Origin of the sequence: Microcella sp., from assembly GCF_025808395.1 — a bacterium.
In the GTDB taxonomy this organism is placed as follows: domain Bacteria; phylum Actinomycetota; class Actinomycetes; order Actinomycetales; family Microbacteriaceae; genus Microcella.
The window spans coordinates 1,947,577-1,966,504 of sequence record NZ_CP075524.1 but is presented as its reverse complement, the minus strand read 5'-3'; the positions used below and the strand labels follow the sequence as shown (position 1 = coordinate 1,966,504).

At 68.7% G+C, this 18,928-nt stretch carries 21 protein-coding genes; 7 read left to right on the top strand and 14 right to left on the bottom strand.

Annotation, left to right across the window (positions count from 1 at the left end):
* Positions 1 to 93: 93 nt before the first annotated feature.
* Genes KIT89_RS09570 through KIT89_RS09560 form a run of 3 tightly spaced genes read left to right on the top strand, consistent with a single transcriptional unit; the run spans position 94 to position 2,648 of the window.
* Positions 94 to 732 (top strand): TetR family transcriptional regulator C-terminal domain-containing protein, encoded by a 639-nt coding sequence (locus tag KIT89_RS09570; protein ID WP_297600811.1) that lies wholly within the window; start codon positions 94 to 96, stop codon positions 730 to 732.
* A gap of 39 nt (positions 733 to 771) precedes the next feature.
* Complete coding sequence (locus KIT89_RS09565) at positions 772 to 2,058, top strand: adenylosuccinate synthase (protein ID WP_297600808.1); 1,287 nt, start codon at positions 772 to 774, stop codon at positions 2,056 to 2,058.
* A gap of 2 nt (positions 2,059 to 2,060) precedes the next feature.
* Positions 2,061 to 2,648 (top strand): GNAT family protein, encoded by a 588-nt coding sequence (locus KIT89_RS09560; protein ID WP_297600805.1) that lies wholly within the window; start codon positions 2,061 to 2,063, stop codon positions 2,646 to 2,648.
* 9 nt (positions 2,649 to 2,657) lie between these two features.
* Here the strand turns inward: KIT89_RS09560 and KIT89_RS09555 are convergent, their stop codons facing one another.
* From KIT89_RS09555 to KIT89_RS09545, 3 genes are read right to left on the bottom strand one after another with little or no spacing between them, the layout of a single operon-like run.
* Positions 2,658 to 3,308, bottom strand: a complete 651-nt coding sequence (locus KIT89_RS09555) for a hypothetical protein (RefSeq protein WP_297600802.1) — start codon at positions 3,306 to 3,308, stop codon at positions 2,658 to 2,660.
* 9 nt (positions 3,309 to 3,317) lie between these two features.
* Entirely contained in the window at positions 3,318 to 3,974 is a 657-nt protein-coding gene (locus tag KIT89_RS09550; RefSeq protein ID WP_297600799.1) for a hypothetical protein, read from the bottom strand.
* A gap of 39 nt (positions 3,975 to 4,013) precedes the next feature.
* Positions 4,014 to 4,784 carry a glycosyltransferase family A protein gene (locus KIT89_RS09545; protein WP_297600795.1) on the bottom strand — a complete coding sequence of 257 codons (771 nt, stop codon included), beginning with the start codon at positions 4,782 to 4,784 and terminating at the stop codon, positions 4,014 to 4,016.
* A gap of 149 nt (positions 4,785 to 4,933) precedes the next feature.
* Here KIT89_RS09545 and KIT89_RS09540 point away from each other — a divergent pair, with 149 nt between their 5' ends.
* The gene (locus tag KIT89_RS09540) at positions 4,934 to 5,257 is read left to right on the top strand and encodes a chorismate mutase (RefSeq protein WP_297600792.1); all 324 of its coding nucleotides are present in this window, start codon (positions 4,934 to 4,936) and stop codon (positions 5,255 to 5,257) included.
* Between the two features lie 64 nt (positions 5,258 to 5,321).
* Complete coding sequence (locus tag KIT89_RS09535; protein ID WP_297600790.1) at positions 5,322 to 6,269, top strand: DMT family transporter; 948 nt, start codon at positions 5,322 to 5,324, stop codon at positions 6,267 to 6,269.
* On the opposite strand, the gene KIT89_RS09530 is transcribed toward KIT89_RS09535, so the two are convergent.
* Together KIT89_RS09530 and purL are read right to left on the bottom strand one after the other, a co-directional pair.
* Complete coding sequence (locus KIT89_RS09530) at positions 6,196 to 8,649, bottom strand: HAD-IC family P-type ATPase (protein WP_297600788.1); 2,454 nt, start codon at positions 8,647 to 8,649, stop codon at positions 6,196 to 6,198. The genes KIT89_RS09535 and KIT89_RS09530 overlap by 74 nt on opposite strands.
* Before the next feature lie 24 nt (positions 8,650 to 8,673).
* Positions 8,674 to 10,998 carry a phosphoribosylformylglycinamidine synthase subunit PurL gene (gene purL, locus KIT89_RS09525; protein ID WP_297600786.1) on the bottom strand — a complete coding sequence of 775 codons (2,325 nt, stop codon included), beginning with the start codon at positions 10,996 to 10,998 and terminating at the stop codon, positions 8,674 to 8,676.
* A 194-nt stretch (positions 10,999 to 11,192) separates the two neighbouring features.
* Here purL and KIT89_RS09520 point away from each other — a divergent pair, with 194 nt between their 5' ends.
* Positions 11,193 to 12,446: a mechanosensitive ion channel domain-containing protein gene (locus tag KIT89_RS09520; protein ID WP_297600785.1), complete on the top strand. Its 1,254-nt coding sequence runs from the start codon at positions 11,193 to 11,195 to the stop codon at positions 12,444 to 12,446.
* On the opposite strand, the gene KIT89_RS09515 is transcribed toward KIT89_RS09520, so the two are convergent.
* From KIT89_RS09515 to KIT89_RS09500, 4 genes are read right to left on the bottom strand one after another with little or no spacing between them, the layout of a single operon-like run.
* Positions 12,403 to 12,861, bottom strand: a complete 459-nt coding sequence (locus KIT89_RS09515; RefSeq protein WP_297600783.1) for a DUF3817 domain-containing protein — start codon at positions 12,859 to 12,861, stop codon at positions 12,403 to 12,405. The genes KIT89_RS09520 and KIT89_RS09515 overlap by 44 nt on opposite strands.
* Before the next feature lie 4 nt (positions 12,862 to 12,865).
* Complete coding sequence (locus KIT89_RS09510; protein WP_297600780.1) at positions 12,866 to 13,453, bottom strand: TetR/AcrR family transcriptional regulator; 588 nt, start codon at positions 13,451 to 13,453, stop codon at positions 12,866 to 12,868.
* 13 nt (positions 13,454 to 13,466) lie between these two features.
* Positions 13,467 to 14,123 carry an N-acetyltransferase gene (locus KIT89_RS09505; protein WP_297600777.1) on the bottom strand — a complete coding sequence of 219 codons (657 nt, stop codon included), beginning with the start codon at positions 14,121 to 14,123 and terminating at the stop codon, positions 13,467 to 13,469.
* Positions 14,120 to 14,659, bottom strand: a complete 540-nt coding sequence (locus KIT89_RS09500) for a hypothetical protein (protein ID WP_297600775.1) — start codon at positions 14,657 to 14,659, stop codon at positions 14,120 to 14,122. The genes KIT89_RS09505 and KIT89_RS09500 overlap by 4 nt, the downstream gene beginning before the upstream one ends.
* 159 nt (positions 14,660 to 14,818) lie before the next feature.
* Here KIT89_RS09500 and KIT89_RS09495 point away from each other — a divergent pair, with 159 nt between their 5' ends.
* On the top strand, positions 14,819 to 15,616 hold the full coding sequence (locus KIT89_RS09495) for a hypothetical protein (protein ID WP_297600772.1): 798 nt from the start codon (positions 14,819 to 14,821) through the stop codon (positions 15,614 to 15,616).
* Position 15,617: 1 nt separating this feature from the next.
* Here KIT89_RS09495 and purQ read toward each other — a convergent pair whose 3' ends face one another.
* The 5 genes from purQ to KIT89_RS09470 all read right to left on the bottom strand — a co-directional run bounded on the left by purQ (position 15,618) and on the right by KIT89_RS09470 (position 18,900).
* The gene (gene purQ, locus KIT89_RS09490) at positions 15,618 to 16,313 is read right to left on the bottom strand and encodes a phosphoribosylformylglycinamidine synthase subunit PurQ (protein ID WP_297600769.1); all 696 of its coding nucleotides are present in this window, start codon (positions 16,311 to 16,313) and stop codon (positions 15,618 to 15,620) included.
* On the bottom strand, positions 16,313 to 16,585 hold the full coding sequence (gene purS, locus KIT89_RS09485) for a phosphoribosylformylglycinamidine synthase subunit PurS (RefSeq protein WP_297600766.1): 273 nt from the start codon (positions 16,583 to 16,585) through the stop codon (positions 16,313 to 16,315). The genes purQ and purS overlap by 1 nt, the downstream gene beginning before the upstream one ends.
* Positions 16,586 to 16,655: 70 nt before the next feature.
* Positions 16,656 to 17,300 carry a nucleoside/nucleotide kinase family protein gene (locus tag KIT89_RS09480; protein ID WP_297600764.1) on the bottom strand — a complete coding sequence of 215 codons (645 nt, stop codon included), beginning with the start codon at positions 17,298 to 17,300 and terminating at the stop codon, positions 16,656 to 16,658.
* Positions 17,297 to 18,142, bottom strand: coding sequence for an alpha/beta hydrolase (locus KIT89_RS09475; protein WP_297600761.1), 846 nt, complete (start codon positions 18,140 to 18,142; stop codon positions 17,297 to 17,299). The genes KIT89_RS09480 and KIT89_RS09475 overlap by 4 nt, the downstream gene beginning before the upstream one ends.
* A complete protein-coding gene (locus KIT89_RS09470) occupies positions 18,139 to 18,900 on the bottom strand; it encodes an SGNH/GDSL hydrolase family protein (RefSeq protein WP_297600758.1) in 762 nt (253 codons plus the stop codon). The genes KIT89_RS09475 and KIT89_RS09470 overlap by 4 nt, the downstream gene beginning before the upstream one ends.
* Positions 18,901 to 18,928: the final 28 nt, after the last annotated feature.

Below are 18,928 nucleotides of genomic sequence, written 5' to 3'. Positions count from 1 at the left end.
TGTCCAGGAGCAGAGTTGTCCAGGTGGACAATAACCGTATCACCGCTTGTCCGAGTGGACAACGCGGGCCGCCCTCGGCCTATGCTCGACAGCGTGGCAGAGCGCAAGACCTCAGACGAACGCCGCGACGACATCGTACGCGCGACGTTGCGCATCGTCGCGCGCAAAGGGTTCGCGGGCGTCACACTGCGAGAAGTGGCGACCGAGGTCGGCGTCGTGCACGGCCTGCTGCGGCACTACTTCAGCTCTCGCGATGAACTCGTGGCCGCGGCCTTCGATGCCGCCGTCTCGATCGAGCTCGCGAGCGATCGCGAACTGCTCGACGGGCTCGACCCCGTCAGCGCCCTCGCAGGGTGGCTCGCGGCCACCCCCGAAGACCACTACCGAGTCTGGATCGACGCGTGGAGCGAAGCCCCCCGCACCCCCGCGCTCGCGGCCGCGCTCGACCGGCATCACCGTGACTGCGAGCGCATCCTCACCGAGGTCATCGAACGAGTGGTGGATGCCGGGGCCGGCGCGAGCGCCGACCCCGCGGCCGACTCGCGACTGCTCACCGCCGTCGCCGACGGGGTGGCCGTGCAGCACCACGCCGTCGGTGCCATCGGAGTCGATGAGGCGAACGCGATCGTCTTCGACCTCGCCGAGCAGCGGCTCGGCCTCGAGCCCGGATCACTCGCGCAAGCGAACCCCGTGCCCGCCAGGGGCCAATGGGCCGGCAACCCGCCCCGATAGACTGAGGCGCAACCCCTCCACCACTTCGAAGGGACCACCATGCCTGCCGTTGTCATCATCGGCGCCCAATGGGGCGATGAAGGAAAAGGCAAGGCCACCGACCTGCTTGCCGGTCGCATCGACTACGTCGTCAAGTTCAACGGCGGCAACAACGCCGGCCACACCGTGGTCATCGGCGACGAGAAGTATGCCCTGCACCTGCTGCCGAGCGGCATTCTCACCGAGGGCGTCACCCCCGTCATCGCCAACGGCGTCGTCGTCGACATCGAGGTGCTCTTCGGCGAGCTCGACGCGCTGAGCGCTCGCGGCGTCGACGTGTCGAAACTGCTCATCAGCGCCAACGCGCACGTCATCACCTCGTACCACCGCACGCTCGACAAGGTCACCGAGCGCTTTCTCGGCAAGCGTCAGATCGGAACGACGGGGCGCGGCATCGGCCCGGCGTACGCCGACAAGATCAACCGCGTGGGCATCCGCATTCAAGACCTGTTCGACGAGAACATCCTGCGGCAGAAGGTCGAGGGTGCACTCAACGTCAAGAACCACCTGCTCGTGAAGATCTACAACCGACGCGCGATCATGGTCGACGAAGTCGTCGACGAACTGCTGGGCTATGCCGACCGCCTGCGGCCGATGGTGGCCGACACGGCCCTCGTGCTGCACCAGGCACTCGAGCGCGGCGAGACGGTGCTCTTTGAGGGCGGCCAGGCGACCATGCTCGACGTCGACCACGGCACCTACCCCTTCGTCACCTCATCGAGCTCGACGAGCGGCGGCGCCGCCACCGGCTCGGGCATCGGGCCGAACCGCATCGACCGCGTCATCGGCATCGTCAAGGCGTACACGACTCGCGTCGGCGCCGGCCCCTTTCCGACCGAGCTGTTCGACGAGTCGGGCGAGTTCTTGCGCAAGACCGGCTTCGAGTTCGGCACGACCACGGGTCGCCCGCGCCGCTGCGGCTGGTACGACGCCCCCATCGCTCGCTACACCGCCCGCGTCAACGGTGTCACCGACTTCGTGATGACCAAGCTCGACGTGCTCACGGGGCTCGAGAGCATCCCCGTCTGCGTCGCCTACGAGGTCGACGGCCAGCGCGTCGACGAGGTGCCCGTCTCGCAGAGCGACTTTCATCACGCGGTGCCGATCTACGAGAACTTCGCGGGCTGGACAGAAGACATCACGGGCGCGCGCAGCTTCGACGACCTGCCGAAGAACGCGCAAGACTACGTGCTCGCCATCGAGGCGTTGAGCGGCGCACGCATCTCAGCCATCGGCGTCGGCCCCGCCCGCGACGCCATCGTCGTGCGCCACGACCTGCTGAGCTGAGCGTGACAGCACACGACCTGCCGCAGACCGTGCTCGAGGGCTATGGAGTGCGGCTCGAGCCCTACCGCGACGAGCACCTCGCGGGCCTCACCGAGGCTCTCGGCTCCGCGGCAGTCTTCGCGGGCGGGTGGGGCGGCGGACCAGCGGGCACGCGCACCGGAGCCGAGTTCGCTGCCTGGCTGCCCACGTATCTGCCCATCGGCCGAGGCAACACCTATGTCGTGCACGACGACGCCGGCGACGTCATCGGAACCTCGAGCATCGGCGACATCGTGCCCGCCACCGAGTCGGCCCACATCGGCTGGACTGCCTACACGCCGCGTGCTTGGGGCACCCGCGTCAACCCTGCCTGCAAGCTGCTGCTGCTGAGCCACCTCTTCGACCACGGCTACGGTCGTGTGAAGCTGCAGGCCGACGTGCTCAACGACCGCTCACGGGCAGGCATCGAGAAGCTCGGTGCGCAGTTCGAAGGCATCGCGCGCCGTGACCAGCAGCGGGCTGACGGCTCATGGCGCGACGCGGCGGTCTACTCGATCACGATCGACGACTGGCCGCGCGTGCGAGCCGCACTGCTCGCGAGGCTCGGCTGAGCGAACCAGCTAGGCGACGGCCCCGAACCAGACAACCCCGAGCCAGACCCCTGCCGTGACGGCGCCGATCGCCACCCCCACGCTCAGCAGCCAGTCACCCGCGGTCGCATGATTCTCGCCGGGCTCTTTCGGGCGGCGCAGTGACAGCAGGTGGGGCTGCGACGGGTGGGGCTCCCAGAACGCTTCACCGCGAGCGTCGACTCGGCCGAGTATGGTGCGTTGCGGGGCGGCACGCAGCATGAGCACGAGCGGGGCGAGCCCCATCGCGAGAAACATGATGCCGATGAGCAGCCCCGACCAGTCGGCGTAGAGGGCGAACGAGCGAAAGAACGTGACCGAGAGGCTCACGAACAGCGCCGGCCAGGCGAAGGCGAGCATCGACGCGCCGAACCCCTGGGCGAGGAGCGAGCCGATGAAGACGGCGGCGAGACCGCCCAGCACGCTCGTCGGCGTGAACGCGACGATCGCGTCGGTGCACTCGACGGCGATCTCGTATGGCCCGCCGCGAGCGCAGAAGCCCACCAGGTCTGAGAGAGCGGTCACCGACTGGAAGAGCAGCGTGATCGCGAGCGCTCCGCTGAACCAGCCGAACGCCGAACCGAGCACCCGCGTGGCGGGGTGGTCGCGCCATGTCGTGCGCGAGCGAGCATCCGTCGTCATGGCGTCACTCTAGAGGGTGGTGGCCGCCGTGAACCAGACCGAGCCGAGCGCGATGCCGAGCGACGCAGAGGCGGCGACGATGCCGAGACTCAGCAGCCAGTCGGCGGCCGACGGCGGGTTCTCGCCCGGCGGCGCGGGGGGAGTGCGCGCCACGATTCCGGGGCGGCTGAGATGCGCATCAGAGAAGGGATGCCCGCGCACGTCGACGCGGCCGAGCACCAGTCTCTGCGGCGCCACCGGCAGCACCACGGCGAGAGGCGCGATCGCCACGAGAGCGAACAGCACGGCGATGATGAGCCCCGACCAGTCGCCTCGCTCGACGAACGATCGAGCGAACACTCCGCCGAGGCTGAGGAACACGGCGGTCCAGGCGTAGACGGCCACCGGGGTGCCGAAGCCGCGCGTGAGCAGCAGGCTCGCACCGACAGCCACCAGACCGCCCAGCTCGGGCCAGACCAGAAAGGCGTCGATCGCATCAGTGCACTCGACGGTGATCTCGAAGGCTCCGCCGCGAGCGCAGAACCCGCCGAGGTCGCTCAGCGCAGCCGTGGCCTGCACGAGCAGCGTGAGCGCGAGCGCCAGCCCGAACCAGCCGAGGGCAGACCCGAGCACCCGCGGGGCGGGGTGGTCGCGCCACGCCGTGCGCGAGCGAGCATCCGTCGTCATGGCGACACTCTAGAGCGCCGCCGACGTCGTCACCGCGGGTCAGGCTGGCTGGGCCTCAAGCTCGCGCCGCGCCTGCGCTCGCCGCACGAAGCGGGCGAGCGGAAACTCACGAGGCCAGTGGCGCAGAATCGTGTAGAAGCCGCGCGCGAAACGCACGAGCGCGCTGCCATCAAGGCTGAGCGGTCGAGACGACACCGGCAGCGTCAAGCGGTGATCGAAGACGATCTCGTGCCCCGGCCCGAGGTGAATGCTGAGATCCATGTCGTCGTGCACCCTCTGGTCGTTCCGGCAGAACTCGTCGCGCACCTCGAGCCACACCGCTCGCCGCATGGCCAGCGCCGAGCCCCAGAGCGGCGGGTGACCGAGAGCGAGGCCCACGAAGAAGAAGTAGGCGCGCATGTAGAAGCTCGACGCACGACGACGCGGGGTGCCGTCGTCGTCCATCGCGACACCTGAACCGGTGACTGCCGCGGCGTTCGGGTGACGCTGAAAGGCCTCGCAGACCGAGGCCAGCCATGTGACCCCCGGCACGCTGTCTGAGTCGAGGCGCGCGATGATGTCGCCCTGGGCCGAGTCGTAGCCGGTGGCGCTCGCCGCCGGAATGCCCACCACGGGCTCGCGCACCACTCGAGCGCCGCGATACGACGCGAGCACGCCGCTCGCGTCATCACTCGCGTTGTCGACCACGATGACTTCGAACGCCGGGTAGGTCTGCAGTGCGAGGGCGTCGAGGCACCGCTCGAGATACTGCCGGTCGTTGCGAACCGGAATGACGACCGAGATGCGGTCAGTCGGCAAGGTGCGATGCATGAGTGATCCCTTTCTTGAAACGAAAAGGTGATCCGCCTCACCAGTCACTCAACGGCGTTCGCGACGGCGAGACAACCCCCCTGCCGCGATGGCCGAATGTCGCTATACTGGCGCGCCCGCGAGTCGGCAGTGAGCGATACGCTCAGAACATGGATGACGCGGCCCACGACGAACTGGTGTCACTGCGCCGCAGCATCGACAACATCGACGCCGCACTGATTCACCTGCTGGCCGAGCGATTCAAGTGCACCCAGCAGGTGGGCAGGCTGAAGGCCGCCACCGACATGCCGCCGAGCGACCCCGAGCGCGAGAAGACGCAGATCGCCCGCCTGCGGGCACTCGCCGAAGAAGCGCACCTCGACCCGGCCTTCGCCGAGAAGTGGTTCAACTTCGTCGTCGCCGAAGTCATTCAGCACCACGAGCAGATCGCCACGACCGGGGCGATCTCGACAGACGCTTCAGAGGGCGACTAGCGCATTCGAGACATCACGCTGCGCACCGGGTCGTAGCGTCGGCACTCGGCAGTAGTCTCTCGAGGTGACCGGCACTTCGCTTGCAGCTTCCCCGCCCACTGGCAACGCCTGGGTCGCGATTCAGTTCACCCTCGCGGGCGTCGTCTGGGGCGCGAGCTTTCTGTTCATCGCGCTCGCGCTCGAGGGGCTCTCGCCCGTGCAGGTCGCCACGGGTCGCACGCTGTTCGGAGCGATCACGCTCGGGCTCATCGCCCTCGTGACTCGCGATCGCCTGCCGCGATCGAAGCGGGTGTGGGGCCACCTCGCACTGCTGTCGGTGACCTTCGCGGTCATCCCGTACCTGTTGTTCTCGTGGTCGCAACAGTTCGTCGCCTCGGGGGTCGCGAGCATTCTCAACGCCACCACGCCCATCATGACGGCGCTCATCGCGGGGCTCGCCTTTCGCATCGAGAAGCTCACGCGCGAGCAGCGGCTGGGCATCGCGGTCGGCCTCGTGGGCGTCATCGTCATCATCGGCCCGTGGCAGGGCTTCGAACCCGGTGCCGGCGGCATCGCGCCCTATCTCGCCCTGCTCGGCGCGACGGCCTGCTACGGCTTCAGCCTGTCGTACATGCGCCGCTATCTGAGCGACACCGGCCTGAGCGCGATCATGATCTCGTTCGTCATGATCGGGCTGGCCGCGGTATGGATGCTCATGCTGACGCCGATCATCGGCGCCGACCCCGTGCAGCTCACGCCGACCGTGGTCATCGCCATCGTGCTGCTCGGGGCGCTCGGCACGGGCCTCGCATACGCGTGGAACCAGAACGTCATCCGAGCCTGGGGGCCGACGCGGGCTGCGACGGTCACCTACATCTCGCCGCCCGTCGGCGTGCTGCTGGGCGTGCTCATCCTCGGCGAGGTGCTCGTGTGGAACGAGCCCGTGGGTGCGCTGCTCGTCATCCTCGGCGTGCTGCTCGCGCAGCGGAGGCTGCGGCTGCCGGGTCGCGGCGCGACACCACGCGATGCATGACCTCGAGCGCCACTGAACCGATCAGGCTCGCGCCGACGGCGACCATGATGAGCTCGAGCGGCGGGGCTCCCAGCTTCAAGAAGTCGGTGACGATCGGAATAGCGAGCAGCACGGGCAGGCCGAGGTAGGCCGCGACGACGACGAGGCTCGTCACGAGCGTGAACGGTCGAGACAAGATCACGAGCACCCACAGGGCGGTGAGGGTAAGCGTGATGACGGCTGCGGTCTGCACGACGGCCGCCTCGTGCCCGCCGAGATAGGCGTAGGCGACGACCGAGATGAGCGTGCCGCCCACCACGAGCCCTGACGGTATGCAGAACTGCGCAGCCCGGCGCAGAAAACCCGGGCGGTAGCGCTGAATGTTCGGCAGCAGGGCGAGCACGAGCGCCGGCAGGCCGATCGTGAGCCCGTCGACGATCGACAACTGGCGCGGCAAGAACGGGAACGGCCACAGCAGAGCCCCGAAGACGACTGCGAACAGAATCGCGTAGGTCGTCTTCGACAAGAACAGCTTGGCAAGACGCTCGACGTTGGCGATGACTTGCCGACCTTCGGCGACGATGCGCGGCAGACGACTGAACTGGCCGTCGAGCAGCACGAGGCGCGCGACGGCGCGCGTGGCCGCCGCACCCGACCCCATCGCGATGCCCATGTCGGCGTGCTTGAGCGCGAGTGCGTCATTGACGCCGTCACCCGTCATCGCGACCGTGTGGCCAAGCCGCTGCAGCGAGAGCACCATCGCCTTCTTCTGCTCGGGGCTCACCCGCCCGAACACACGGTGCTCGGCCATGACCGCATCGAGCTCGGCCTCGTCGTCGGGCAGTCGGCGCGCGTCGTATCCGGGGCCGTCGTGCAGGATGCCCGCCTCACGCGCGACCGCGGCCACGGTGCGCGGGTCATCACCCGAGATGACGCACAGCTCGACCTCCTGCTCGCGAAAGTAGCCGAGCGTCTCGTGCGCGTCCTCGCGCACCTTCTCGCGGAACGACACGAGGGCGACAGCGCTGAGCGCCCCGGGAAGGTCGGGTTCGGGCAGGCGCTCGCCCTCCGGCGGGTCGACCGGGGGGTCGAGCACGACGTCGGTGCGCGCGAGCACCACGGTGCGCTCGCCCGCGGTCGCGCGCTCGGCGAACCTGGTGAGGGCATCCTGAGCATCGGGCACGTCGGCGAGCACGATGTCGGGGGCTCCGAGCACCCAGGTTCCGCGCGCGGGGCCGTCGGCGAACGAGACGGCGCTCCACTTGCGGCGGCTCGAGAACTCGATCGCGCGCACCGGCTGCTCGACGGGCACGGCCGTGAAGCGCTCGACGAGCGCGACCGAGGTGGCGTTGGCGTTGCGGTCGGCGCCCATCCAGGCGAGGGCCGCCTCGGCGGCCGGGTCGAGGTCTGAGCCGGTGAGGGTCTCGACGCCGTCGAGCACCATGCGGCCCTCGGTGAGCGTGCCGGTCTTGTCGAGGCAGAGCATGTCGACCCGCGCAAGGCCCTCGACGGCAGCAAGCTCTTGCACGAGCACCTCGTGGCGGGCGAGCTTCACAGCGCCGACAGCAAGGGCGACGCTCGTCATGAACACGAGACCCTGCGGAATCATGGCGATGAGGCTCGCGGCCGAGGCCACCGTCGCGTCACGCCACGCACCCGTCGCGATCGCGGCCTCCCAGCCGCCGACCGCCTGCATCTGACCGTTGACGACGAGGGCGCCGACCGGCAGCAGCAGAATGGTGATCCATCTGATGATCTTCGCGATGCCGCTGCGCAGTTCGCTGCGCACGAGCGAGAACTGCTTGGCCTCGGCCGTGATGCGGGCCGCGTACGAGTCGGCGCCGACCCTGATGACCTTCGCGAGCCCGCTGCCCGCGACGACCGTCGAGCCCGACATGAGCTCGCGCCCCGTCGGTGAGGCGACCGGGTCGGCCTCGCCAGTGAGCAGCGACTCGTCGATGTCGAGCCCGTGGGCTTCGATGACCTCGGCATCGGCCGTGACCTGGTCGCCCGCGGCGAGCACCAGAATGTCGTCGAGCACGACCTCGCCCACGCGGATCTCGATGACCTCGCCGTCGCGTAGCACCCTGGCCCTCGGTGCGTTGAGCACCGCGAGGCGACTGAGCGTGAGCTTCGCGCGGAACTCTTGCGCGACACCGATGACGACATTCGCGATGACGAAGAAGCCGAAGAGCGCGTCTTGCCAGTAGCCGAGCACGAGCAGCAACGCGAAGCTGCCGCCGACGATGAGGTTGAACAGCGTGAACAGGTTGGCCTGCATGATGCGCCAGAACGAGCGGCCCGTGTCGCTCGGCATGACGTTGACCTGGCCGAGCTCAGTGCGCGAGCGAACCTCGGCGAGAGTGAGGCCCTGGGCGCTGTTCTTGCCTGTCGTCGTCACTCTGGCGAGCCTAGCGCGGCGTTGCTATGCCGACGATGAATGGCCGACGCGGGGGCCGAAGCGCGCGGGCAGGGTGTCGCGGTGCGCGTGGGCGAGCTCGGCGAGCGTGATGGCGAAGCGGTCTTGCACCTCGAGTCCGTCGATCTCGGCGTCGGTGACGCCGATGCGCAGCACGGGCACGCCGCGCCCCTCGGCCAGGCCGCGAAACTTGACGTCGTCTTCGCGAGCCACCGACACGAGGGCGCGAGCCTGAGATTCTGAGAGCAGGGCGGCGAGAGCATCCACCCCGTCGCGTTCCATGAGTTCCATGAGCCAGACGCGCGCACCGAGACCGAAACGCAGCACCCCTTCTGCGAGCGTCGCGAGCAGGCCGCCCCCTGAGAGGTCGTGCGCGCTCGTCACGAGGCCCTCTTCGGCGGCCGCAGCGAGCAGACCCGCAAGGTTGCGCTCGGCGGCGAGGTCGACCCGCGGCGGCAGACCGCCGAGGTGACCGTGCACGACGTCAGCCCACACCGAGCCGTCGAGCTCGTCGCGCGTCGTGCCCAGCAGGTAGAGGTTCTCGCCCTCGTCTTGCCACCCCGACGGCAGGCGGCGGTCGACGTGGTCGATGACGCCCATGACCGCGACGACGGGGGTCGGGTGAATGGGAACATCGCCGGTCTGGTTGTAGAACGACACGTTGCCGCCGGTGACGGGGATTCCCAGCTCGAGGCACGCGTCGGCGAGACCCGTCACGGCCCGCTCGAACTGCCACATCACGTCGGGGTTCTCGGGGCTGCCGAAGTTGAGGCAGTCGCTCACCGCACGGGGCACGGCGCCGCTCGCGGCGACGTTGCGGTAGGCCTCCGACAGTGCGAGTTGCGCGCCGACGTAGGGGTCGAGCTGGCAGTAGCGGCCGTTCGCGTCGGTCGCGAGGGCGACGCCGAGACCCGACTCTTCGTCGATGCGGATCATGCCCGCGTCGTCGGGCGTCGCCAGGGCCGTGTTGCCCATGACGTAGTAGTCGTACTGGTCGGTGATCCACGCGGTGTCGGCGAGGTTCGGGCCGGCGAGCACCTGCAGCGCCTGAGCGCGCAGGGCCTCGTCGTCTGTCGGGCGAGCAAGGCGCGCGCTCGAGTCGGCCTGCAGTGAGTCTTGCCAGGCGGGGCGCGCGAAGGGGCGGTGGTAGACGGGGCCGTCGATCGCGACCGTCGTCGGGTCGACGTCGACGATCGTCTCGCCACGCCAGTGGATGACGAGCCGACCCGTGTCGGTGACCTCGCCGAGCACGCTCGTCTCGACATCCCACTTCGCCGTCACGGCGAGAAACGCCTCGAGCTTGTCGGGGTGCACGATCGCCATCATGCGCTCTTGGCTCTCGCTCATCAGAATCTCTTCAGCGGTGAGCGTGGGGTCGCGCAGCAGCACGGCGTCGAGATCGATGACCATGCCGCCATCGCCGTTCGACGCCAGCTCAGAGGTGGCGCACGAGATGCCGGCTGCGCCGAGATCTTGGATGCCCTCGACCAGGTCGCCGCGATACAGCTCGAGGCAGCACTCGATGAGCACCTTCTCGGCGAAAGGGTCGCCGACCTGCACCGCGGGTCGCTTCGTCGGGCCGCCCTCACTGAACGTGTCGCTCGCGAGGATGCTCGCGCCGCCGATGCCGTCGCCGCCCGTGCGTGCACCGAACAGCACGACTTTGTTGCCGACACCGCGCGCGTTCGCCAGGTGCAGGTCTTCGTGGCGCAAGGCCCCGACAGCGAGCGCGTTGACGAGCGGGTTGGCCTGATACACGGCGTCGAAGACGGTCTCGCCCCCGATGTTGGGCAGCCCCAGGCAGTTGCCGTAGTGGCTGATGCCGCTCACGACCCCCGGCACGACGCGAGCCGTGTCGGTGTGGTCGATGGCACCGAAGCGCAGGGCATCCATCACCGCAACGGGGCGCGCGCCCATCGAGATGATGTCGCGCACGATGCCGCCGACGCCCGTCGCCGCACCTTGGAACGGCTCGATGTAGCTCGGGTGATTGTGGCTCTCGATCTTGAAGGTGACCGCCCAGCCCTCACCGATGTCGACGACCCCAGCGTTCTCACCCATGCCCACCATGAGGTGGGTGCGCATCGCGTCGCTGACCTTCTGGCCGAACTGCTTCAAGTGCACCTTGCTCGACTTGTACGAGCAGTGCTCGCTCCACATGACCGAATACATGGCGAGTTCGCCGCTCGTGGGGCGACGACCGAGCAGGTTCTTGATCTCGGCATACTCATCGGCCTTGAGGCCGAGCGCCTCGAAGGGCTGCACCTTCTCAGGGGTGGCGGCGGCGTTCTCGACGGTGTCGGGAGCGGGAATCTGCGGAGGGGTGGGCACGATGCGGATGCTCCAGAATCGAGGGCGAGCCGGTTGCTTCGATACTATCCGCGCCTAGGCTGGTGCTCGTCGCCGACCGCCGTCCGGCCGAGAGCCCGAGGAGCCCCCGTGAACGCTCGCACCATCTGGATGTATGCCCTCATCGCGCTGCTCGTCTTCATGGGCGCGATGTTTCTCGGCGCCGCGCTGAACTCATGATCGTCACAGCGCTCGCGCGCACGGTCGTCGATGACGACGTCGTCGAGATCGTCGAGATCGCCGACGTCGAACTGCGGTCGTGGATCGAGCTGCTCATCGTCGCCGGCATCGCGGTGGGAGTGGCGCTGCTGCTCATGCTGCTGCTCGAGCTCGTCGTGAAGCTGCTGTCGATTCGGCACGCCTGGGCGGCGCAACTGGCCCGCGAGACGCGACCCTCGGTACGACTGCTGCTGCTCGTGGCCGCGATCTGGGTCGCCATCGACATCGCGGCACCGGTGACGCCCCTGTCTGCCGTCGTCGACCGGGTGCTGACGCTCGGCACCATCGCCCTCGTCGCCTGGCTCGTGGTCGAAGCAGTCGACTTCGCCTTCGCCGCCGCCCTCATTCGATACCCCATCAACGTCGAGAACAACCGCGTCGCCCGCCGAGCCCGCACCCAGTTGGAGTTTCTGCAACGCCTCTCGCTGGTCGTCATCGTCATCGTGGCCGTGAGCGTCGCCCTGCTCACCTTCCCCCAGATGCAGGCCGTCGGCGCGAGCCTGCTCGCCTCGGCCGGCATCGCGAGCATCGTGGCCGGCCTTGCCGCGCAGTCGACGCTCGCCAACGTCTTCGCCGGGTTTCAGATCACCTTCAACGACGCCATCCGCGTCGACGACATCGTCATCGTCGAAGGCGAGTGGGGGCGCATCGAAGAGATCACCCTCACCTACGTGGTCGTGCGCATCTGGGACGACCGCCGACTGGTCGTGCCGTCGACCCACTTCACGACGCAGGCCTTCGAGAACTGGACCAGAACGGGCAGCGAGCTGCTCGGCTCGGTCGAGTTCGACGTCGACTGGCGGGTCAGCACCTCAGGCATGCGTGAGCGCTTGACCGAGATACTCGACGAGTCGCCCCTGTGGGACAAGCGCGTGTCGGTGCTGCAGGTGCTCGATGCGACCGGCGGGCTCATCCGCGTGCGCATACTCATCAGCGCCGGCGATGCGGGTGCCCTCTTCGACTTGCGCGCCTATGTGCGCGAGCAGATCGTCGACTGGGTGCGCACCGTCAACCCCGCGGCCATTCCCCGCACGCGCGTGCTCATGGTCGACACCGAGAAGCGGCCGCGTGACAGCGGCGACGGCTCGGCCAACAAACAGCTCTTCAGCGGCACCCCAGAGGCCGAGCAGCGCGCGCAGCAGATGATGGCGCCGTCGGCCGACCCGATCAGCCCTTCGGAATCGGCGGGCCCAGCATCAGCAGCACGGTGAACAGCACCACGACCGCGAGCAGAATGAGTGCCGCCAGCAGGTAGGGGTGGTTGAGCATCCACCGCACCAGACGATCGAACCAGCGCTGATCACGCGGGTCGTCCGTCGCCTCGCGACGCCAGTCGCCCTCGAGCCTGCCGGTGCGGTGCGCCCAGATGTCGAAAGGAATCGTCGCGTAGGGAATGATCGCCGTGATCACCGCGACCGTGCCGAGGCCGACGCCCCATCGCTGGTTCACTGCCGTGAGCACCGCCGTGGCGCCATAGGCGAGAAACACGAACCCGTGGATGCTGCCGCCGATCGTCACCGCAATGGCCAGGTCAGCCGTGGCGCGAAGAATGAGGCCAGTGATGAGCAAGGTCCACGTGATCGCCTCGGCGATCGCCACGATGCGATAGAGCTTCTTCGGGGTCATGCACCTATTCCATCACCGGGAGGGCGACACCTCGTGCAGCGAGGTGCGCACGCACGAGCCCGTCGACGCGTTCGTGCAGATGCTCTCGGTCGGGCACACGCTGCAGCAGCACGTCGAGAAGCCCTGCGCCCTCGACGAGAGCCGTGAGGTCGGCAGCAATCACTCGAGCTGCGTCAGGGTCGGCGGGCAACAGCGCGCCTAGGGCGGTCGAGAGTTCGTCGTCGATATGCACTCGAGCGGCGTTCAGTGCCGGCTGCACTCGAGGAGCGACCTGAATGAGGAAGGAGTAGTACGCCAGAGGGCTTGCGATTGCCGAGATGCTCTCGACCGCGTCGACGTAGTCGTCGACGAGACGGTGGGCGAGAGCGAGCGGCGTCGCGGGGCGAGGGCGCACTGGGTCGACGAGCGAGGTAGAGAAGAACCGCTCGATGACCGCATCGAGCAGGGCCTCTTTGTTCTTGAAGTGGTGGTACAACGCGCCCTTCGAGAACGGAACCTCGTCGAGAATGCGGTTCAGGCTCGTGCCGTCGTAACCCTTCTCGAGAAAGAGCCGGAAGGCCGCATCGATGATGCTCGCTCTGGCATCTGACATCTACTTCTCCTCGTCAGTCTCTTTGCCCACTGGCTTTCGCCATGACGTGCACGTCGAAGTGCTGCAACGGCACCACGCCGAGACTCGTGAAGCCCCAGCGAGCGTAGCGGTCGACGTTGCCGGGGTTCTCAGTCTCGAGCCTGACCCCCCACGAGCGCCGATCACGCCACGCGCGGGCAACGGCGTGCTCGACGAGCTGCCTTCCGACGCCGAGCCCGCGTGCCGATTCGGTGACGCCCACGGCAACGAGCACATGGTGGGGATTCTCGGGTGCGAGCCGGCGCGAGGCGAGGTCGGCGTCATTGAGGTGCTGGAGCGCCCCTGGGGCGAGGCGCGGGGCGAGTGCGAGAAAGCGCACGCCAGAGATCAGTCGAGCGATGACCGATCGTATGGCTCGAGCCGCGGTGCCGCGCTGCGGATCAGCAATGAGGGCGGCCCCAATGATCGCGCCAGCGCGCTCGGCGAGCACGAGTTCGCCGCCGGACTGCAAGGTGCCGACGATCGAGGCGCCAAAGATCGCCTCGCGCGAGGCGCGGGGGTCACTCGCCGCGTCGGTCGCCACGACGATGAGGGGGTCGTGCATGAAGGCGGTGGCCAGCAGCTGTGCGGCCGCGTGGCGCTCGTCGCGCTCTGCCGGACGCACCGTGACGGAAGGGCCGGTGTGGCTCACGGGCCCGTGTCGGCGCTGTGGTCGATGGCGAAGGCGAGCACGACTTTGATCGCGAAGAGGGCTGTCATGAACAGGAGCACCATGGTCGCCTCGGGCGTCATCGCGGTCGCACCGAGCACGACGACAACCCCCATGCCCGCTACCGGCCGTTGCAGGCCAGTTGCTTTCAGTAGCACCACGGCCGTGGCTGCGGCGATCGTCAGCGCCCATGCGACGAGAGCCGGAATGATCGGCAGGTCGAGCAACAGGGCAACGACGAAGATGTGCACGTGCACGACGAGAAACACCGTGCGTCGCAACGCGCTTGCCGCGTAGTGGTCGTTCGTGCTGCGGGTGAAGTTCGCGATGGCGCCCGCTGCAATGTCAGCGACGAGCAGCCCGGCGAGCACCGCGCGCCAGGGTTCGACTGTCAGGAATGCCGGAAGGGCCGCAAGCACCGCGACGGGCATAGCGAGTGCGATGAGTGTCAGCGATGCGGCCGATTGGCGCTCGCCAAAGACGTCGTGCAACGCCGAAGGGATGCGGAAGGTTCTCATGGCACCAGCATACCGACCGGTCGGTACTTGTCCAGCTATGTCAGCGTATGCCAGCATCACCACACACAACTCAACGGCTCTGTCATGGCTACCGTGCAACCGCGTCGCAGCGAGTACTGCTTCCGCTGGTGCGCTTGCACCCCTTCTCTGAGGTGACCCATGACCCATTCCTTGCCGATCGGCTCTGACGACTTCGAGCGCATGACCGCCGCGTTGACGGCGGCGGTGCGCGAGCATCCTGCCCTCACGGGCCTCGTCTTTCTCGGCTCGAGCTCGCACGCCGCCGCCTCGAGGCGCGACGAATGGTCAGACCACGACTTCTTCGCACTCGCCGCGCCCGGAGCGGGTGCCGCTGCTCGCCGCGACCTCGACTGGCTGCCAGACCGCGAGCGCCTCGTGCTGACAGCGCGAGAAGGCGAGATCGGCTTCGTCGCCGTGTACGACCACGGCCATGTGCTCGAGTTCGCGCTCGCCGAGCCGGGCGAACTCGCGGGCGCGCTCGCCGAAGAGGCCACCGTCGCGGTCGACGATGACGAGGGCTCGACGGCGCGGTTGATCGCCCAATCGCAAGCGCGCGCCGCCAGCCTGCCGACCGGCGATGCCCTCAATGACACGAGACTGGTGCTCGTCAAGCTGCTCATCGGCACCGGTCGGCTGCGACGGGGCGAGACGATCAACGGTGGCCAGTTCATCAGGCAGTGGGCGGTGAAGCACCTGGTGCTCGCGCTGCGAGCCCGCGCGCAGGAACAGGGCGGTGAACCTGCTGGCCTCGAGCCGACGCGGCGTTTCGAAGCGACGTTTCCCGAGATCGCGGCCGACATCGAAGCAGCGATCGCGCAGCCCGCCGAGCGCGCAGCGAAGAGTCTGTTCGAACTCACGCGCCGAGAGCTCGAACCCGAGTGGAACGAGTTTCCGACAGAAGCGGCAGACGCGATCGCTCGTCGGCTCGGGTGGTGAGCTAGCGCAGCACCGATGCAGTCAGCACGCTCGTGAAGAAGGTGAGGCCGTCGACGCCCGAGCGCATGGCGGCGGGGGTGTCGGGGCCGAAGCCCGGCTCGACGGCGTGCTCGGGGTGCGGCATGAGGCCGACGACGTTGCCGCGCTCGTTGCGTAGTCCCGCGATGTCGCGCAACGAGCCGTTCGGGTTCACGTCGAGGTAGCGGAACGCCACGAGACCCTCGCCTTCGAGCCGGTCGAGCGTCGACTCGTCGGCGATGAAGCCGCCCTCGCCGTTCTTGAGCGGAATGGTGATCTCTTGGCCGAGCTCGAAGCCGTTCGTCCACGCCGAATCGGTGCTCTCGACGCGCAGCCGCTGGTCACGGCGGATGAAGTCGCCGTGGTCGTTGCGGATGAGCCCGCCCGGCAGCAAGTGCGCCTCGACGAGTATCTGAAAGCCGTTGCAGATGCCCAGCACGGGCATGCCATTGTTCGCAGCGTCGATGACTTCGGCCATGATCGGTGAGCGTGCGGCGATCGCGCCGGCGCGCAGATAGTCGCCATAGCTGAACCCGCCAGGCAGCACGATCGCGTCGACGCCCATGAGGTCGTGCGTGCCATGCCAGAGCTCGACGGGCTCGGCGCCCGCGAGACGCACGGCGCGCTGCGCGTCGCGATCGTCGAGCGAACCGGGAAAGGTGACGACGCCGACGCGCACTAGCGGGTCTCTCCGGCCACGCCCGCACCGTCGACGTGCACGCTGATGACGTCTTCGATGACGCCGTTGCTCAGCATGTCGGCCGCGAGCTGCTCGACCGTGGCCATCAGCTCGGCGTCGACCTCGCCGTCGATGTGCAGCTCGAAGCGCTTGCCGATGCGCACATCGCTGATCGCCTCGTGGCCGAGGCGGTGCAGTGCCCCCGCGACGGCCTTGCCGGCCGGGTCGAGCAGTTCGGCCTTGGGCATGACCTCGACGACGATGGTGGGCACGATGGGCTCCCTGCGGATGAGTCGGCGGGTGGATGCGCCCAGTCTATCGACGGGTCAGAGGCCCCTCGCGTCAGCCCTCGAGCAGGTAGTCGGCGCGATCGAGCGTCGCCGCGATGGCGGCCGCGTTGCGCTCGTCGGGGCCGAGTGCCCAGGCGCGCGCAGCATCCGGTGCCTTGCCGAAGGCGATATGGCGCGCGATCAGCCGCTCGTGCCTCGTGTCGTCGTCGAGCACGATGCCGACGCTCAGATCGAGCAAGGGTGAGACGCGCTGCCAGCCGTCGCGCGGCAGCAGCAGGTAGTTGCCCTCGACGACCACCGTTGCTCGTTCAGGAAGCAACTCGATCGCGCCCGGCACGGGCTCTTCGACCCGCCGGTCGAAGCCCGGGGCGAGCATCCGTCTTCCTGAACCGGCACCCGAGCGCAGGTCGGTGAGCAGGGCGACGAACGCATCGACGTCGAAGGTGTCGGGGGCGCCCATGCGATCGCGGCGCCCCAGTCGCACGAGCTCGGCCTGCGGCAGGTGAAAGCCGTCCATCGGCAGCACCACCGAGTCGGGCAGCTCGGCCGACAGCGCGGCGGCGATCGTCGACTTGCCCGCGCCGGGAGCACCGACGAGACCGACGATGAGGCGACCGGATGCTCGGGGCCGGGCCGCGCGCATCCCCTCGACGACGAGCACGAGGTCGGCGAGCTCGCTCAGCGCGCGCGGAGTCATCGGGTGGCCTGGCCCGACGCCGCACGAGCGCGACGCGCGATGCGGCGCGCGTGGCGGGCGACGCTGCGGGGCACGGGTGCGAGGTCGAGGTGGGGCCGCCCGTGCTCGACCCAGTCACGCACTGCGTCGGCGAAAAGGGTGGGCGCCTGCAGGTTCCAGACGTGGTGCTTGCCGGGCGCCAGCCGCAGCACGACGTGCTCGGCGCGTGCGAGATCGGCGAGAGCGTGCGTGACGACAGTTGATTCGCGACTGCCCGCGAGCCCGAGCATCGGCACGGCGCAGCCGCCGAGCTGCGCGACGAGGTCGCGTATTCCGGCGTTCACCTGCCGCACCACTTCGGGCGCCGCGTCGGGGTCGAGGCCGATGCCCTTCTCGATGAAGGTCTCGAGCACCGCCGGTGGCAGGTGGTACCACCGGCCGAGCGTCGACCAGTAGACCACCGACTTCCACAAGCGCAGTTGCACTCGCGTGAGCACGCGCATGACGGGGCCGAGCCCGCGAATGGGTGTGCCAGACACGATGGCGCTGCGCACGAGATCTGGGTGGCGCATCACGAGGGCGAGGGCGACGGCTGCGCCGAGCGAGATGCCGACGACGTGGGCGCGACCGCCGTGCGCGTGCTCGCGAATGGTGCTAGCGAGGTGGTCGGCGGCATCGTCGATGCCGTTCCAGCCGAGGTCGAGCGACTGCCCGAAGCCGGGCAGGTCGGGCACGAGCGTGTGCAGCGAGTCGAGCTGGCCGCGCACCGGCGCCCACATCCAGCCGCCGACGTTGCCGCCGTGCAGCAGCAGAACGCTCTCGCCGTCGTCGGGCCCGGCGACGTCGACGTGCAGGCCGCTCATCGTTCGAGCGCCGCGCCGATGCCGTGCTGAAAAGCATCCTCGACGACGAATGCGGCCCAGTCACGGTAGCCCTGAGCGCTCGGGTGAAAGTCGTCGCTCGCGAAGAAACCCTCGGCATAGGGGGGCAGCGGCGGGGTCATGTGCGCGCGGGGAAAGCGTTCGAGCGCCCGACGCGCCGCCACCTCGAGAGCCTCGGTGTGCAGGTAGAGCGTGCTGCGCAGCGGTTCGGGCAGCAGCCCGAACCGGTGGAAGGCGGGCAGGGCGCTGATGAGCACGATCGCGTCGGGGTGCGCCGCGAAGACATCGTGCAGAATGTGCCGCACATCGCGACGGAACGCCCGGTGCGACCGCACCTGCATGGCATCGTTCGCACCGATGCTGAGAAACACGAGGTCGGCGGGCTCGAGCAGGGCATCCGCCAGATGATCGCGAATCACGTCGCGGGCGGTGGCTCCGTTGCGACCGCGCGCCCGCCACCGCACGGGGCGGCCAGTGCGCTCGGTGAGCTGCTGGGCGAGGTGCCCGGCGAGGCCGTCGGCCGCGTCGTCGACGCCGACGCCCACCGCCATCGAGTCGCCGAGCACGAGCAGGCGAATCGGGTCGGTGCCGCCGCCGCCCTCCCACGGCAGGGCCGCCTCGGGCAGCTTCGGCACGGTGCGCCTCAGCTTCACCGTCTGAGGCACCAGCACGGGCGCGAGCGCCACCGCGACGGCTCGACTCAGTGCTCGGCCGCGCAACGGTCGGGGGGCTGAGGTCACAGCCGCGAGTCTAGGCGGGGTGCCCGCG

Excerpts from the sequence above, each read along its gene's own strand:
- KIT89_RS09565 (WP_297600808.1), top strand. The coding sequence starts at position 772 with ATGCCTGCCGTTGTCATCATCGGCGCCCAATGGGGCGATGAAGGAAAA.
- KIT89_RS09555 (WP_297600802.1), bottom strand. The coding sequence starts at position 3,308 with ATGACGACGGATGCTCGCTCGCGCACGACATGGCGCGACCACCCCGCC.
- KIT89_RS09550 (WP_297600799.1), bottom strand. The coding sequence starts at position 3,974 with ATGACGACGGATGCTCGCTCGCGCACGGCGTGGCGCGACCACCCCGCC.
- KIT89_RS09545 (WP_297600795.1), bottom strand. The coding sequence starts at position 4,784 with ATGCATCGCACCTTGCCGACTGACCGCATCTCGGTCGTCATTCCGGTT.
- KIT89_RS09540 (WP_297600792.1), top strand. The coding sequence starts at position 4,934 with ATGGATGACGCGGCCCACGACGAACTGGTGTCACTGCGCCGCAGCATC.
- KIT89_RS09520 (WP_297600785.1), top strand. The coding sequence starts at position 11,193 with ATGATCGTCACAGCGCTCGCGCGCACGGTCGTCGATGACGACGTCGTC.
- KIT89_RS09515 (WP_297600783.1), bottom strand. The coding sequence starts at position 12,861 with ATGACCCCGAAGAAGCTCTATCGCATCGTGGCGATCGCCGAGGCGATC.
- KIT89_RS09510 (WP_297600780.1), bottom strand. The coding sequence starts at position 13,453 with ATGTCAGATGCCAGAGCGAGCATCATCGATGCGGCCTTCCGGCTCTTT.
- KIT89_RS09500 (WP_297600775.1), bottom strand. The coding sequence starts at position 14,659 with ATGAGAACCTTCCGCATCCCTTCGGCGTTGCACGACGTCTTTGGCGAG.
- KIT89_RS09495 (WP_297600772.1), top strand. The coding sequence starts at position 14,819 with ATGACCCATTCCTTGCCGATCGGCTCTGACGACTTCGAGCGCATGACC.
- KIT89_RS09480 (WP_297600764.1), bottom strand. The coding sequence starts at position 17,300 with ATGACTCCGCGCGCGCTGAGCGAGCTCGCCGACCTCGTGCTCGTCGTC.
- KIT89_RS09475 (WP_297600761.1), bottom strand. The coding sequence starts at position 18,142 with ATGAGCGGCCTGCACGTCGACGTCGCCGGGCCCGACGACGGCGAGAGC.